This is a genomic window from Paraliomyxa miuraensis (assembly GCF_026337845.1).
Taxonomy (GTDB): Bacteria; Myxococcota_A; Polyangia; order Nannocystales; family Nannocystaceae; genus Paraliomyxa; species Paraliomyxa miuraensis.
The window spans coordinates 229,951-245,321 of record NZ_JAOVZF010000163.1; the positions used below are offsets into that span (position 1 = coordinate 229,951).

The 15,371-nt window shown below is 69.5% G+C and carries 11 protein-coding genes; 6 read left to right on the forward strand and 5 right to left on the reverse strand.

Going from position 1 to position 15,371, the window contains the following annotated elements:
• Positions 1 to 96 precede the first annotated feature (96 nt).
• Entirely contained in the window at positions 97 to 2,802 is a 2,706-nt protein-coding gene (locus OEB96_RS41095) for a serine/threonine-protein kinase (protein WP_266222406.1), read from the reverse strand.
• 163 nt (positions 2,803 to 2,965) lie between these two features.
• Here OEB96_RS41095 and OEB96_RS41100 point away from each other — a divergent pair, with 163 nt between their 5' ends.
• Both OEB96_RS41100 and OEB96_RS41105 read left to right on the forward strand, forming a co-directional pair.
• Positions 2,966 to 3,535 carry an RNA polymerase sigma factor gene (locus OEB96_RS41100; protein ID WP_266222407.1) on the forward strand — a complete coding sequence of 190 codons (570 nt, stop codon included), beginning with the start codon at positions 2,966 to 2,968 and terminating at the stop codon, positions 3,533 to 3,535.
• 140 nt (positions 3,536 to 3,675) lie between these two features.
• The gene (locus OEB96_RS41105; protein WP_266222408.1) at positions 3,676 to 7,146 is read left to right on the forward strand and encodes a DUF4215 domain-containing protein; all 3,471 of its coding nucleotides are present in this window, start codon (positions 3,676 to 3,678) and stop codon (positions 7,144 to 7,146) included.
• A gap of 85 nt (positions 7,147 to 7,231) precedes the next feature.
• On the opposite strand, the gene OEB96_RS41110 is transcribed toward OEB96_RS41105, so the two are convergent.
• Together OEB96_RS41110 and OEB96_RS41115 are read right to left on the reverse strand one after the other, a co-directional pair.
• Positions 7,232 to 7,960, reverse strand: a complete 729-nt coding sequence (locus OEB96_RS41110; RefSeq protein ID WP_266222409.1) for a hypothetical protein — start codon at positions 7,958 to 7,960, stop codon at positions 7,232 to 7,234.
• A 17-nt stretch (positions 7,961 to 7,977) separates the two neighbouring features.
• Entirely contained in the window at positions 7,978 to 8,880 is a 903-nt protein-coding gene (locus tag OEB96_RS41115; protein WP_266222410.1) for a DUF4349 domain-containing protein, read from the reverse strand.
• 244 nt (positions 8,881 to 9,124) lie between these two features.
• On the opposite strand from OEB96_RS41115, the gene OEB96_RS41120 reads away from it, so the two are divergent.
• Entirely contained in the window at positions 9,125 to 10,615 is a 1,491-nt protein-coding gene (locus OEB96_RS41120; RefSeq protein WP_266222411.1) for a M20/M25/M40 family metallo-hydrolase, read from the forward strand.
• A gap of 41 nt (positions 10,616 to 10,656) precedes the next feature.
• Here OEB96_RS41120 and OEB96_RS41125 read toward each other — a convergent pair whose 3' ends face one another.
• On the reverse strand, positions 10,657 to 11,607 hold the full coding sequence (locus tag OEB96_RS41125; RefSeq protein WP_266222412.1) for an MBOAT family O-acyltransferase: 951 nt from the start codon (positions 11,605 to 11,607) through the stop codon (positions 10,657 to 10,659).
• A gap of 51 nt (positions 11,608 to 11,658) precedes the next feature.
• Entirely contained in the window at positions 11,659 to 12,414 is a 756-nt protein-coding gene (locus tag OEB96_RS41130; protein ID WP_266222413.1) for a metallophosphoesterase, read from the reverse strand.
• Positions 12,415 to 12,574: 160 nt separating this feature from the next.
• On the opposite strand from OEB96_RS41130, the gene OEB96_RS41135 reads away from it, so the two are divergent.
• From OEB96_RS41135 to OEB96_RS41145, 3 genes are read left to right on the forward strand one after another with little or no spacing between them, the layout of a single operon-like run.
• On the forward strand, positions 12,575 to 13,300 hold the full coding sequence (locus tag OEB96_RS41135; RefSeq protein ID WP_266222414.1) for a TetR/AcrR family transcriptional regulator: 726 nt from the start codon (positions 12,575 to 12,577) through the stop codon (positions 13,298 to 13,300).
• 17 nt (positions 13,301 to 13,317) lie between these two features.
• Positions 13,318 to 14,112 (forward strand): outer membrane lipoprotein-sorting protein, encoded by a 795-nt coding sequence (locus tag OEB96_RS41140; protein WP_266222415.1) that lies wholly within the window; start codon positions 13,318 to 13,320, stop codon positions 14,110 to 14,112.
• A 33-nt stretch (positions 14,113 to 14,145) separates the two neighbouring features.
• The gene (locus tag OEB96_RS41145; RefSeq protein WP_266222416.1) at positions 14,146 to 15,360 is read left to right on the forward strand and encodes an ABC transporter permease; all 1,215 of its coding nucleotides are present in this window, start codon (positions 14,146 to 14,148) and stop codon (positions 15,358 to 15,360) included.
• Positions 15,361 to 15,371 lie beyond the last annotated feature (11 nt).

Genomic DNA, 15,371 nt, shown 5'->3' on the forward strand with positions numbered 1-15,371 from the left:
GTTCGCCCCCGGTAGTGACGCGGGTCGTGGCTTGGTTTTGGTCCTCCGTCGATTTTCGGGACTTGCGGTCTCGGTCGACGCTGGCCGCGCGCGAGCTCAAGGCTCCGGGGTCCGCCCCTGGTCGGCGAGCCAGGCCTCGACCTCGCGCTGCGCGTGCTCTTGACCACCCCGCAGCAGCTCGAGCGCCGCCTCGGCCTCGTGCACCGCACGATCCTGCTCACCGCGCATCGAGAGGCTGCGCGCTCGCAGGAAGCGGAGCTCGCCCTCCAGCACCGGATTGGGCGCCGTCGTGCAGATTCGCAGGCCTTGCTCGATCCATGGATCGGCGAGCTCGCGCTGGCCAGCCGCGAGCGCGGTTCGGGCGGCTTGATTGAGCAGCTCGCCCGCCATCGGCTCGTCTCGCTCGAGCTCGTTGGCGATCAGCTCGAGCGCACGCCGGTGGTGATCCATGGCCTCGGCGTAGGCCCCCTGACCACGCAACCCCCGGCCGATGGACGTATGAGCCAGGGCCAGCCGGGAGTGCCCCGGCGGGAGCAGCCGCTCCCACAGTGCCAGTGCTTCTCGGAGCGCCACGAGCGCCTCGTCGCGGCGCTCCAGCGTGAGCAGGTACAGCCCCGCATTGTGGATCATCGATGCCGTCACCGGGGTGGGCTCGGGCACCGCCTGCTGCCACACGGCGAGTGCATGTCGCCCGATCCGCAGCGCCCCCTCGGTGTCCCCGCGGGCGTCGCGGATCGCCGCGGCGGCGATCAGCGAGATCGCGAACATGGGGTGCTGCTCGCCGAACAAGCCTCGCACGAGGGCCAGGCCGTGCTCGCTCGCAACCTCGGCCTCATCGAGCCGACCGAGGCGCATCAGCGCGGCCGCGAGGTTGCCGTGCATCGACAGCGAGTCGAGCCGCTGCCGGGGGTCGTCCTCATTGCAGGCGGCGATGCCCTCCGCAAGCACCTCCGCTGCCTCGGCGTCCCGATGCTCTCGCACCAGCAGCGCCCCCTCGAGGTTGACGAGCATCGGCCATGTGCGCTCTCCGGTCAGGCGCTCGTGCAAGGTACCCGCGAGCTCGGCGGCCTCGTGGGCACGGACGAACTCACCCTGGGTGGTGAGCTCGTCGCACAGCGCGACGGCGGCCGAGGCCACGATGCGGTCGGCGCGAGCGAGCAGCCCCAGTCGCACCGCCTCCTTCAGCGAGCGGTGGGCCGCATCGAGCTCACCCAGACGAACCTGGAGGCGCCCGTGCTGCAAGAGCGCCTCGGCGAGGGTGGGCATGTGCTCGAGCGCGCGCAGCCGGGGGAGCAACGGCTCGAGCGCGTCGTTGCCCTGGGCGTAGCGGCCCACCTGTCCGAGCGCCCAGGCGCGGGTGATCTCGCCGCGCAGCCGCTCGAGCTCGGCCCGGGAGGCCTCGTCGGTCGTCGACGAGACATCGTCCAGGGCATCGGGACGCATGCAGGTGCTCGGTGGCGGCATGGCCGAGACCACCTGGCTTGCCCGCTGCACCACGTCGGCATCGGCTCCCTCGAACAATTCGAGCAAGGAGAGCACCTCCTCGCGGCGCCGCTCGAGGCAGTCGACCTGATGGGTGGAGGCTCGACCGGCTTGCTCGGCGCGGCAGGCATCGACGCGGGCATCCGCCCAGTCGGAGGCATAGCGATCGAGCGACGTCGACACGAAGGTACTCGCATGCGCGGCATAGGACTTGCCCGTGGCCTCGAACGCCGCCGTCACGGCGTCGCGCCGCGCCGGGCTCCACACTTCGTCGATCGCCTGCTCCGCCTCGTGGCACGAGAACTCCCGCGCGTTGGCCGTCCACCACGTGATCACGATGGCCCCGATCACCGTCAGCGTGGCGACGGTGGGGCCGATCCACCGGCGCGGCTGCAGGCGCCGGTCGATCACATCGAGGAGCTGGTCGAGTCGGGCGTGGCGGTGCTCGGGGCTCGGGTGCAGCCCCTTGGCGAGCACGGCCCAGAGCCAGCGGGGCACCCCGGCCGGTGCGGTCGGGGGGAGCCCGTGCTCGAGCGCCTGCAGGCGAGCCTCGGGGGTGTCGCCCGTGAACGGATCCCGCTCCGTCAGGGCCCGCACGAACGTGGCACAGAATGCGAACTGATCGGTGCGCGGGTCGACCGGCACTCCGCGCAGCTGCTCGGGGGCCATGAAGCCGAGGGTTCCGGCGGCGTGTCGCCCGGTAGGAGCACGGTCGCTGCCCGCGGTGCGGGGCTCGGTCGGCTGCGAGTCGTGGTCGATGGCGTGGGCGAGGCCGAAGTCGGCCACCCTCACCCGCTCGCCCACCAGCACGTTGTCGGGCTTGAAGTCGCGGTGCACGATGTCCACGGCGTGCGCCGCCGCCAGGCCTCGTCCGGCGGCGAGCATCACCTCGCAGATCTCTCGCCAGGATCGCGGGGTGTGGAGCCACTGTCGCAGCGATCGTCCCTCCACCAGCTCCATCACCACGAAGACCTGGCCTTCGTGGAGCCCGGCCTCGTAGATGGTGACCACGTTGGGGTGCGAGAGCCGGGCCAGGGCCCGCGCTTCTCGTAGCCCTCGCCGTGCCCCCTCGGCTCCCGGCGTGCGCAGCAGCTTGATCGCGACCCTGCGCTCGAGCCGCGGATCGTCGGCTGCATACACCATGCCCATGCCGCCGGCTCCCAGCGGCTCGCCGAGCACGAAGCGGTCGATCCGGCGCGGAGCGTGGCTCAGGTTCAGGCGCCGTCGCACGCCCTCGAGCACGACGGAGGCGAGGGGGTCCTCCACCGTGGCCAGGCTCCGGATGGCTTCGGCCAGCGCGTCGGTGCGCTCGTCCTGCATGCGTTGGTTCTCTGCGGAGGGTAGCTCGCCCGGGCCCGAGCGACCGATGGACCGTGGCGCCGTCGTTGGCGAGTTCGATACCGGGGACCCGAGTGATCCCGTGTATGCAGTGATTCTAGTCACGCTCTTCTCGGTACGGCGGCCTTTGCTATCTTCGCCGTCGGTGACCGATGCCGAGCTTCTCGTGGCGTGGCGTCAGGGGGACGCAGCAGCGGGCAACGAGCTGCTGCAGCGCTACTTCCAGCCGCTCTTGCGGTTCTTTCGCCACAAGGTGCAGTCGGGGGTGGAGGACCTGATTCAGCACACGATGCTGGACTGCGTCGAGCGGCGCGACGCCATCGAGGAGCGGGCCGGCTTCCGCGGCTACTTGTTCGCGATCGCGAGGGGCAAGCTCTTCGATCACCTGCGTCGCGAGTATCGGCGACCTGCGCTCGACGACATCAGCGAGCACTCGCTGCTCGACCTGGGGACCTCGCCCAGCTCGGCCATCGCTCGAGACGAGCGCCGGGCCAAGATCGCGGCGGCGCTGGCCGGGATCCCGCTCGATCATCAGATCGCGCTCGAGCTGGCCTACTGGGAGCAGCTCAGCGGCCCCGAGATCGCCGCGGTGCTGGGCATCCCCGCCAACACCGTGCGAAGCCGTCTGGCCCGCGCCCGGCAGCAGCTGCGCGAACGCCTCGGAGCCATGGGGCTGCCGCTCGACGAGCCGCAGCGGCCCGAAGACCAGGGCTGAGCCACGATGGCTGGCGATCTCGGTCGAATACGCAGTCGGCGCACCGTCTCGAGAAACACTTTTTGCGCGGCACGAGGGATCACTTCACCCCTCGCGAGCGAACTCATCGAGGACCTTCCAAACGAAGGACCTCGATCCCAATGCTGCGTACCCGCTCGCCGTCCCCTCTCCTGATCCTCGGCTTCCTGCTCGGCTGCCCCGGCGACGACGTCGTCCTTCCGATCGACGACACGGGCACCACCGGCGACGGCCCCGTGGGCTGCGTTCCGGGGCAGACGGTGGAGTGCCCGTGCATCGGCGGCGATGCGGGGGTTCAGAGCTGCCTGCCGGATGGATCGGGATTCGAGGCCTGCGTGTGCCCCAGCGACACCGAGGGGCCCCTCACCACCGGGATGGAGACCGGCACCAGCACCGGCACCGTGGACGACACGGGGGACACCGGGCCGGCGCCCACGTGTGGCGATGGCGTGGTCGATCCCGACGAGGAGTGCGACGACGGCAACGACGACGACACCGATGCCTGCCCGAGCACCTGCGAGGCCGCCTACTGCGGCGACGGCTTCGTGGGTCCCGGCGAGGCGTGTGATGACGGGAACGACGACGACACCGACGAGTGCACCAGTGCCTGCGCGGTGCCGTCGTGCGGAAACGGAGTGGTGGACCCGGTCGAGGAGTGCGACGACGGCGACGCCGATGACACCGACGAGTGCCTGAGCACGTGCGTTGCCGCGAGCTGCGGCGACGGCCACGCGTGGTCCGGGATGGAGGACTGCGACGACGGCAACGCCAGCAACGCAGATGGGTGTCTCGACACGTGCGAGGCAGCGAGCTGCGGCGATGGCCACGTGTGGGAGGGCAACGAGGGCTGCGACGACGGCAATGCGGTCGACGACGACGGCTGCACCAATGCGTGCGCGCTACCGAGCTGCGGCGATGGGGTCGTGCAGGCCGGCGAGGACTGCGACGACGCCGATGCCGACGACGGCGACGAGTGCCTGAGCACGTGCGAGGCGGCGAGCTGCGGCGATGGCCACGTGTGGGTCGGGATCGAGGAGTGTGACGACGGCAACGGCACGGAGACCGACGCCTGCCTGAGCACGTGCGAGGCGGCAAGCTGCGGCGACGGCGTGCTGTGGGCCGGAACGGAGGACTGCGACGACGGCAACGCGGACGACACCGATGCGTGCCCGAGCACCTGCGAGGCTGCCGGCTGCGGCGACGGCTTCGTGTGGGCGGGGATGGAGGCATGCGACGACGGCAACATGAGCAACTCCGACGACTGTCTCGACACGTGCGAGGCGGCGAGCTGCGGTGATGGCTTCACCTGGGTGGGCACCGAGGGCTGCGACGATGGCAACGTGGTCGACGACGACGGCTGCACCAATGCCTGCTCGCTGCCCGCCTGCGGCGACGGGATCGTGCAGGCCGGCGAGGATTGCGACGACGCCGACGCCGACGACGCCGACGCGTGCCTGGGCACGTGCATGGCGGCGAGCTGCGGCGACGGCCACGTGTGGGCGGGGGTCGAGATCTGTGACGACGGCAACATCGACGACAGCGACGCATGCCTGAGCACGTGCGAGCCCGCGGGCTGTGGCGATGGCGAGGTGTGGGCCGGAGTCGAGGCCTGCGACGACGCCAACGTCGACGAGAGCGATGCGTGCCTGAGCACGTGCGAGGCGGCGAGCTGCGGCGACGGCTTCACGTGGGTGGGAGTGGAGGGCTGTGACGATGGCAATGGCAGCAACACCGATGCGTGCCTGAGCACGTGCGTGCCCGCGAGCTGCGGCGACGGCATCGTGTGGGCCGGGGTGGAGGGCTGCGACGACGGCAACGGCAGCAACAACGACGCCTGCCTGGTCGGCTGCACGCTCGCGAGCTGCGGCGACGGCTTCGTGTGGTTCGGCGTCGAGCAGTGCGACGACGGCAACGGGATCAACGACGACCTGTGCTCCAATGCGTGCACCCTGGCCGCGTGCGGCGACGGGATCCTGCAGGGGGTCGAGCAGTGTGACGACGGCAACCTGAACAACAACGACGGCTGCCTGAGCACGTGCGTGACGGCCGGCTGCGGCGACGGCGTGGTGTGGTCCGGGGTCGAGCAGTGCGACGACGGCAACGGATCGAACACCGACGCGTGCCTGAGCGGCTGCGTGGCTGCGGCCTGCGGCGATGGCTTCGTGTGGGCCGGCATGGAGCAGTGCGACGACGGCAATCTCGTCAGCGGCGACGGCTGCGAGCCCGATTGCACCATCACCGTGGCCAGCTGCGGCAACGGGGTGGTGGAGCCCGGCGAGGAGTGCGACGACGGCAATTTCAACAATGGCGACGCCTGCACCGAGCTGTGCGAGTTCGCCGAGTGCGGCGATGGCTTCGTGCAGGGGATCAACAGCGAGGACTGCGACGACGGCAACGCGGTGGACGGCGACGGCTGCAACGTGGACTGCGTGATCTCCGGCTCGGAGATCTGGAGCGTGGTCATCGACGGCCCCGCCGGCGAGGCCGACCAGGGCATGGGGATCGCGATCGACTCGGCGGGCGACGTGCTGGTGACCGGCGGAATCACGGTGGCCGGCGAGGGCTCGAACGTGTGGATCAGCAAGCGCGACCCCGACACGGGGCTCGACGTGGCCATGGGCTACTGGAACCGGGACGAGACCAGCCTGGGCGACTTCGACGACATGGGCCATGCGATCGCGGTCAACGCCCTCGACCAGGTGGTGGTGGCCGGGCGGATGTACTCGCCGGTCCTGCCCGACGATGGGCTCAAGCCGTGGGTGGCGCAGTTCCAGCCGTGGGGCAATCTGATGTGGACGAACTTTGGCGCCCAAGATGGCGCCGCGTTCGGGATTGCCGTGGACCTGGCGACCAACGACGTCTTCGCCACCGGGGAGGCGGCAGGGACGCCGCAGTACGCCATGTGGCTGCACAGCCTCGATTCCGCGGGAGCCCAGCGATGGACCACCACCTGGGAGAACGCCTGGTTCTGTGCCGGCGGGAGTCGTCCGCACGACGAGCACGGGCAGGACATCTCGCTCTACAACGGGCGACTGTGGGTGGCGAACTGGTATCAGGAGCACCCGGACTGCAACAGCGACCTGAACTTCTCGACCATCGCTCGCTGGATGGACACCGGCAATCCCTACTGGAACCCCGACGGGTGCTGCCCTGACTGGCGCACCAGCGGACAGGTCGACCAGGCGTTCGCCAATGCGCGCGACACCGCCAACAACTACGTCATCGTGGGGCGTGGCGAGTACCACTGGGTCGAGTCGTCAGCCGCGCTGATCATCAAGTACCAGCCGCTGCTCCAGGCCGAGCTCTGGCACCTCAAGACCGTCGACCACCTCTACTACGGCGTCGACACCAATGCCACGGACGACATCGTGGTGGTCGGCTATGACACCACCGCCGGCATGGGCGACGACATCGTGGTGCGCAAGCTCGCCCCCAACGGCAACGACCTGTGGCTTCGGACCCATGACCACGAGGGCTTGCAGGACCGCGCCCAGGCGGTGGCGATCGACGCCGCGGGCTACATCTACGTGGCGGGCTGGGTCACGAGTGCGACCACGAGCCGCGACATCTGGATCGCCAAGTTCGCGCCGTAGCGAGCGGCGGATGCAAGACGAAGACCGCGGGTCCGAGCCGACGCTCGTGACCCGCGGTCGTGGACGAGCACTGCGCTCGCCCGCGTCAGCCGGCGTCCAGCATCGGCTCGAATGTCGCCGCCGCCTCGAGCATCGCGGTGGTCGGCGCGGGCTCGGCCTTCTTCTCCTCACCGTGGGCGGGCGCAGCCTCCTCTTCATCGGCCGGCTCGTCCTCGCCACCCTCGGCGGGCTTGGGCGCAGGCGTGGACAGCGTGTCGGGCTGCGGCCCCTTGCACACCTTGCGGCCCACCTTGCACCCGCGGACCTTGAGCTCCGCGAGGATCCCGTCGACCTCGGCGCTGTAGCGAGCCTCGTGCTGCTCGTGCCCGGCGAGCTGGAGCACCACGATGTGCTTGTCGCTCACGAACAGCACGGCCGTATAGAAGCGCGGAGGCTCGTCCTTGCCCACCGGGGTGTAGCTGAAGTCGAAGCGGGTGCCCACCACGCCGTTCTTGGACTCGACCGGGCTCTGACCCTGCAGCGCGTAGGAGCGCTTGCCGAGCTTCTCGACCAGGTCGCGGCTCCAGAACGGAAGCGTGCCGCCCTTGACGTTGTCGAACACGTTGATGCGCAGGCCCACGTTGTCGTTGGCCTTCATGTGCGCGCCGTAGTCGCTGGCGTAGACCTGGGCGAACCCGGCGGGGGGCTCGAGCTTGTACGCGGCACAGCCAGTGCCGGTGGACAGGGCCACGAGGGCGGGGATGAGCGTCTTGCCCAGCGTGCGTCCGAGCGTGTGCCTCAGCGAGTGACCGAGCGTATTGATGATGCGTCGCATGATCGTCCTCCTCCCTTTCACTTCCACTCGGTGGCCTCGACGCCCAGCTCGTCGACCCAGGGGAATGGATCGTTGCTCGACGGGGTGGCGGTGTGAGGTCCTCGCTCGACGAGGCTGAACGTGAGGGTGGAGTAGGAGGTGAGGCTCTCGAGGCGGCGCAGGCGGCCCTTGAGCACCTCGAGCTCCATGGTGATCTGATCGAGCGCCTGCCGCACCTTGAGGGCCTCCTCGACGGTGCGGGCCTTGGAGAGCAGCTCGGTCATCTGCTTCTGGGTGGCCTCGAGCACCTCGATGCGGGTCTCGATGTCGAGGTACTCCTCGGTCACGTCCTGGGCATCGAGGGTGCGGCTGTCCACCACGCCGAGCGCGGCCAGCTCGTCCATGGCGGGCCGCAGCTTGACGGCGGGGATCCGCATGACGAAGTAGGTGCCCGACATGGTCTGCACGTAGCCACCGTAGCGATCGGGCAGGGCCTCGGCCTTGGCCATGGCATCCTCGAGGTTGAACACCGAGACCTGCATGGTCGCGGTGTAGATGATGTGCCGCCCGACGTCCTTGGCTCCGTCGTCGGCCACCGCGGGCTCGGCTCCGTCGTCACCGCCTCCGCCGGTCGCGGTGGGCTCGGGCGCGGGCGGGGCCTCGGCGGAGCCCGGCGCCGTGCTGCCCCTCTTGGACTTCTCCATGCGATCGGCGCGACGCTCGCGGCGAGAAGGGCTGTAGTCGGCCGCCGGCTCCATCATCTCCATCTCGGCATCCATCGAGACGGGAGCCGGAGCCATGGGGGCGGCTTCTCCTCCCGCCCCGCCACCGTAGTCGTCGTACTCGTAGTAGTCGGCGTAGGAAGCCTCGGGAGCTCTCTTGGCGCAGCCCATGGTTCCCACCATCAGGAGCGCGAGCATCCAACTCGTGCGTGCGAGCATGTGAACGTGCCTCTCGTGTCGGGTCGAAGTCGGTGGGTCGAGCGCTTGGGATCGACCCGTCGCGCCGAACGCCACCAGCCGCGACACCCTTACAGCAGGTGGCCGGGCTCCGCAACGTCGCGAGATCGCACGGGTTCGAACGCCGATTGGTGCCCCATGGTGGTGGGCCCGTCGGATGGCCAGGCTCGTGGCGAGTCGGCTGGCCCGTTGCATGGGCGTGGCCGGGTCGGGTATGGCTTGCGCCGTGAAGGTCGTGTCGATTCCGAGGCTCGGGTGCGCCTTCGCGGCGGTCCTGCTCGGCTGCGGGGGCAAGGGTCCCGCGCCCGAGGCCATCCCCCCCGTTCCGCCGCCTGGTCTGTTCGCCGACGCCGGACCCGGCGTCGAGGACGACTTCGGCTTCGAGGACGACGAAGGCGAAGGAGCGGTCGCGCCCGCCCAGCTTCCAGCCTGGGCCCAGGAGGCTGCGCGCCAGATCACCGCCCACGCCGACGGCAAGACCCGCGCCTGGGAGCGGCTGGCCTACGTGGCCGATCGCTTCGGGCACCGGCTCAGCGGCAGCAAGGCGCTGGAGGACACCATCGACTGGGCCGTGGAGACGATGGCCAAGGACGGCCTCGACAACGCGAGGCGGGAGAAGGTGATGGTGCCCCACTGGGTGCGCGGCAAGGAGAGCCTGCGGGTGCTGGGCGAGCACGGCCGTGAGCTCCGCATGCTCGGCCTTGGCATGAGCGTGGGGACCCGAGGAGCCTTGCGGGCCGAGCTGGTGGTGGTGGAGAACCTCGAGCAGCTCCAGCGCGGCGACCTGGACGTCAAGGGGAAGATCGTCCTCATCGATCAGCGCATGCCCCCCTTCGATCACGAGCGACAGGAATCGGGCTATGGCCACGCCGTGCAGGGACGCTCGCGCGGGGCCATCGAGGCCGGCAAGCGTGGAGCCAGGGCGGTGCTGGTGCGCTCGGTCACCGCCATCAGCCTCGACAGCCCCCACACGGGCGCGATGCAGTACGAGGACGGGGTCCCCAAGATCCCGGCCGCTGCGGTGACCCTGGAGGCCGCCGAGTACCTGGTGCGCGAGGCGGCACGGGGCAAGGTGGAGCTGGAGCTACGCATGGAGGCCAAGCACCTGCCCGATGCTCCCAGCGCCAACGTGGTGGCCGAGCTGCGCGGACGCGACAAGCCCGAGGAGATCGTGGTGATCGGCGGTCACATCGACTCGTGGGACGTGGGCGACGGCAGCACCGACGACGGCGCGGGCTGCATGATGGCGATGGAGGCGGCGCTCATGCTGCGGGAGCTGGAGCTCGTGCCCCGGCGCACGATTCGGGTGGTGCTGTTCACCAACGAGGAGAACGGGCTGCGCGGAGCCAAGGCGTACTTCGAAGCACACGGCGACGAGCCACACGTGGCGGCGATCGAGGCCGACTCGGGCTCGGGAGCGCCGCGTGGGTTCGGCATCGCGAGCGAGGACGGCGAGGTGGTGCGCGCGATCGCGGACTGGTCGCCGCTGTTCGCGGGCCTGGGGGCGACCGAGATCGACAAGGGCTGGGGCGGCGCCGACATCAGCCCCCTGATGGACGATGGCGTGCTGGGGCTGTCGTTGCAGCCCGACCACTCGCACTACTTCGATCTGCACCATAGCCCGGCGGACACGATCGAGAAGATCGATCCCGCGAACCTCCAAAAGAATGCAGCGGCGATGGCCTTGATGGCGTATCTGCTGGCGGAGCGCGAGTAGGGCGCCTCACGCCTCATCGAGACACTTGGCCCCGAGCCCCGTCAATTGGGCCAGGCCCCTGCGAAGATCTCGCCGATCGGAGCGAAGAAGAGCGGCGCCGTGAGGGTCATCCACGCGAGGTGCAGCACCACCGCCAGCGCTCGCGCCATGTGCTTGCGCCGGCCGGGGCCGCGGTCCCACCACAGCTGCACCATCACCGCCACGCCGTGCAGGCCGAAGAACGCCATCATCAGGCCCGTGTAGCGGGAGGGATGGCCGAGCGCCATCAGCACGAACAGCTCGTGGATCAAGCCCGAGACGACGAACACGCCAATGGTGGATCGCAGCGGCCGACGCAGGCCACCCAGGGGCAGGAACACGTGGCGGAACACCAGGTCGTGCACCACCAGGTTCCAGCGACGACCCCAGAAGTCGCGGGGCGAGCGAGCCAGAGGGGGTGCGTCGAAGGTCTCGGCAACCCCGATCCCGCTCTGCATGGCCGCGCCGCTGAACAGGTCGACGAAGGCGCTCACGGCCAGGTAGGTGAGCCACAGCCCCCAGAACGCCTCGATCCAGAGATCCTCGTGCAGGCCCGGCCAGCGCAGGTGCACGAGCACGAGCGTCGCCACCCCGGGAACCTTGAGCAGCGCACGCACGAGCCGACGGCGACCTTCCTCGCGGATCCGCTGGGCCTGACTCGGCTCCTTGGGAAGCTCGGCCTTGGGAGGGACGAGCAACCAGAAGCAAAACGTGGGCAGGGTCTGCAGCAAGCGAGGGTCGGGTACGCGACCGCGCCACAGCTCGTAGCCCTTGCCGGCCATGGTGATGGCGAGCACGGCCACCAAGGCTCGGGCGTAGGCCCAGTCGGCGGGGAGCGCCAGTGGTATCACCAGCGGGAGCAGGACCGCGGGGACGACCCGCCACCGCGCCGAAGAAGGCCCCAGGGCGTGGCGATCCCACCCGATCACCAACGCGATGACGAGCAACGCCAACAAGGGACCACCGAACGCCACGTGCCTTCAGTATGGCGCGCCGAGCCGAGGTGGTCACGCCGTGGCGGTCGTTCAGCGGTCGTCGCCTGCGGCGACGAAGACCCTGGGTTGCCGGCTCGGCACCTGCACCACCCGATCCTCCTCTTGGCACCAGGCGGTCAGCGGCCCCCCGTAGACGCAGCCGGAGTCGAGACCGATCGTTCGCTCTCCTCGATAGTGCCCCCGCCACGCCCAGTGCCCATGCACCACCCGCGCGCGACCTTCATAGAAGGCATCCCACGGCTCGGTCCCCTCGGGGCAGCCCTCGGGCTCGCGGTCGTGGCGGTCCATCTTGCCCTTGGGAGTGCAGCACCGCGCCCGGGTTGCAAATCGCACGTCCTTGGACTCGAGCCAGTCGTCGTCGTGGGGCAGCGCGTTGATGCGCGCCGCGGCGGCATGGAGATCGGTCCATCGCGGGGATAGGCCCGCGTGCACCACCCACACGTCGGGGGCTCCCGGCTCGCCGGGCAACCAGGCGAGCGCGGGAAGAGCTCGCAGGGCACCGAGCAGCGCGTCGGCATCCGGCGCGTCATAGAGCGTCTGCAGCGTGTCGTGCTTGCGAGGCCAACGGCCCGAGCGAGCGCACAGCGCATAGACCTCGTGGTTGCCCACGACCCCCCGGCCCCCCAGCGCTCTCCACAAGCGCACGGTGCCCAGCGAGTCCGGACCTCGGTTGATCAGGTCCCCCAGGCACCACAACTGGTCGCGGGCGGGATCGAAGCGAATGGTGGAGAGCAGATCCTCGAGCTCCCGGGCGCATCCCTGCACATCGCCGACCAGCCATCGCATGCGGGCGCAGGCTAGCACCGCCGTCCGACCGCACACGCAGACCCATCTGGACCCAGGTCGTGTCTCGGGTCACTACCAATATTCATTGATTTCAACCACTTGAAACGTGCAGCGATTGCGGGTTGCAAGAACTGACCAAAGTCGTATGAACAGTTCAGTCGTGTCTCAGCCCGGCTACGAAGACGTGATGGCGCAGCTCGACGCCCTCATCGGCCCCATCGAGGGTGGTGGTTCCAAGGCCCGCCGGCGCCTGCAGATTCTGCGCGTGGCGACCGAGCTGTTCAGCCGCCAGGGCTACCGCAAGACCAGCATGGACGAGGTGGCGGCGGGGGCCGGCGTGGCCAAGGGCACGCTCTACACCTACTTCAGCAACAAGAACGAGCTGCTCATCTCGGCCATTGCGCTCGAGAAGCGCGAGCGCATGGGGACGATGGCCGAGATCCTCGACCCCACGCGCCCGGCGGAGGAGCGCCTGCGCCAGTGGATGGTGACTCTGCTGCTGCTGCCCTCGCGGATGCCGCTGACGTCGGCACTGCTGCGCGGCGACCAGGAGATGGCCGCGGTGATGGCCGACATGCCGGCCGCGCTGAACCAGCAGATCGACAAGAACCGCGACGACTACCTGTGCGCCCTCATCGACGAGGTTGCCCGCCCGCACGCCTTCACCATGAGCGAGCTGCGCGATCGTGCGGCCGTGCTGTCGGGCATCGCGTTCCTTTCCACCCATCTCCAGGCCGAGCACGTCCGCGGCGGCCTGAGCATGGAGCGCTACGCCGAGCTGCTCGCCGACACCCTGTTGGCCGGCCTACGAGGCGGGCGTGCCAGCGACGAGGCCATCGTCGACCGTCCCGCGGACGAACCCGAGCACGAACGAAGGAAGGGGTGATCGACATGCCCGTCACGATGAAGCGACGAACCCTGCTCCATGGCGCAATCCTCACGGCGGCCACGCTGATGCTGCCGTGGCCGGTCTCGGCGGCACCGGCCACCGAGCGCCCGAGCCCCGACTCACCCGGCTTCACCAAGTGGGTGATGGATCAGATCGACGACATGCACCGCGGCTCCTCGAGCCATGGCGTGTTCACGATGATGGTCAAGACCGAGCACTGGACGCGAACCCTGACCATGGAGTCGTGGTCGCGCGGCGAGGACTACTCGCTGGTGCGGATCCTGTCGCCCCAAAAGGAGAAGGGCACCGCGACGCTCAAGGCCAAGGAGGACCTGTTCACCTACCTGGCCAAGACCGGGCGCACCATCAAGGTCAGCGGCGCCATGATGGGCAGCTCGTGGATGGGCAGCCACTTCACCAACAACGACCTGGTCAAGGCCTCGCGCCTCGTCGACGACTACGAGGTCGCACTCACGGGGCAGGGCACGCTCGGGGGCATCCCGCAGTACGTCTTCACCCTGACCGCTCGACCCGAGGCGCCGGTGGTGTGGGGCAAGATCGAGGTCACGGTGCAGCAGGAGAGCCTGCTGCCCACCCGCGAGATCTTCTACGACGAGGAGGGCACGGCGGTGCGGGCCCTCGAGTTCGGCGACTACAAGGAGGTGGGGGGTCGCATGCTGGCTGGCACGCTGACGGTGCGGCCGCTCGACGCCTCCGGCGAGTTCACCCGCATCACCTACGACTCGATCGAGTTCGACGTGAGCCTGCCCGAGAGCACGTTCACGGTGCAGCACCTCAAGTCGCTCTAGCTCGCATCCCTCGCATCCATCGGGACCCTCACCATGAAGTCGCTCACCATGGCCTGGCGCAACGTGTGGCGCAACAGCCGTCGCACGGTGGCCGCCGTCATCGCCACCACCCTGGGGCTGTGGGCGATGATCGTGTACTCCGGCATGATCGAGGGCTACCTGCGCCGCATGGAGGCGCACGTGCTCGACGTGGAGATGGGTGACATCCAGATCCACCACCCCCAGTACGTGGGCAGCCCGTCGATCTACGACCGCATCGAGGACCCGACGGCGCTGCTGCTCGCGCTCGACGAGGCGGGGCTGCCCGCGGCGCCGCGCCTCCTGGGCGCGGGCCTGGCCGCGGCGGGGGACAGCTCGGCGGGGGTCACCTTGGTGGGGATCGACGTCTTACGCGACGCCACGGTGAGCCGCGTGCCCGAGCACCTGACCGAGGGCACGTGGCTCGATCCCGCGGCGCCGGGCGAGGTGGTGGTCGGGCGGCACCTGGCCCAGATGCTGGGGGTGGGGATCGGCGGCGAGGTGGTGGTGCTGTCGCAGGCGGCCGACGGCTCCACCGCCAACGAGCTCTACACGGTGCGCGGGATCCTGCGCGGGGTGTCCGATGCGGTCGATCGCAGCGGCATGTACATGACCGAGCAGGCGTTCCGCGAGCTGATGGTGGTGCCCGACGGCGCCCACGAGATCATCGTGCGCCGCGCCGACCAGTCGCTCGACACGGCGGTGGGCGAGGTGCGGGCCGCGGCCCCCGGGCTCGACACCAGGACCTGGCGCGAGCTCAAGCCCACCCTGGCCTCCATGCTCGACTCGGCCAGCGGGGCGATGGTGCTGATGTTCTTCATCGTCTACGCCGCGATCGCCATCGTGATCCTCAACGCGATGCTGATGGCGGTGTTCGAGCGGGTGCGCGAGTTCGGGGTGCTCAAGGCGATCGGGGTGAGCCCGAGCGGCGTGCTGGGGCTCATCTACCTCGAGACCCTGATCCAGACCGGGATTGCGATCGTGCTAGGGGTGGGTCTCGCGATTCCGGCCAACTGGTTCATGGTGGAGCACGGGCTCGACCTCAGCGGGAGCATGGACGACCTGACCCTCATGGGGACGAGCATCGATCCGATCTGGCACTCCCACGTGACCGTGAACACCTATGTGCAGCCAGTGGTCGCGCTGGTGATCATCGTGGCCATCGCGGTCACCTATCCCGCGCTACGGGCGGCGTTCATCAAGCCCATCACCGCGATGCGGCACCAGTAGGAGGAGGCAGG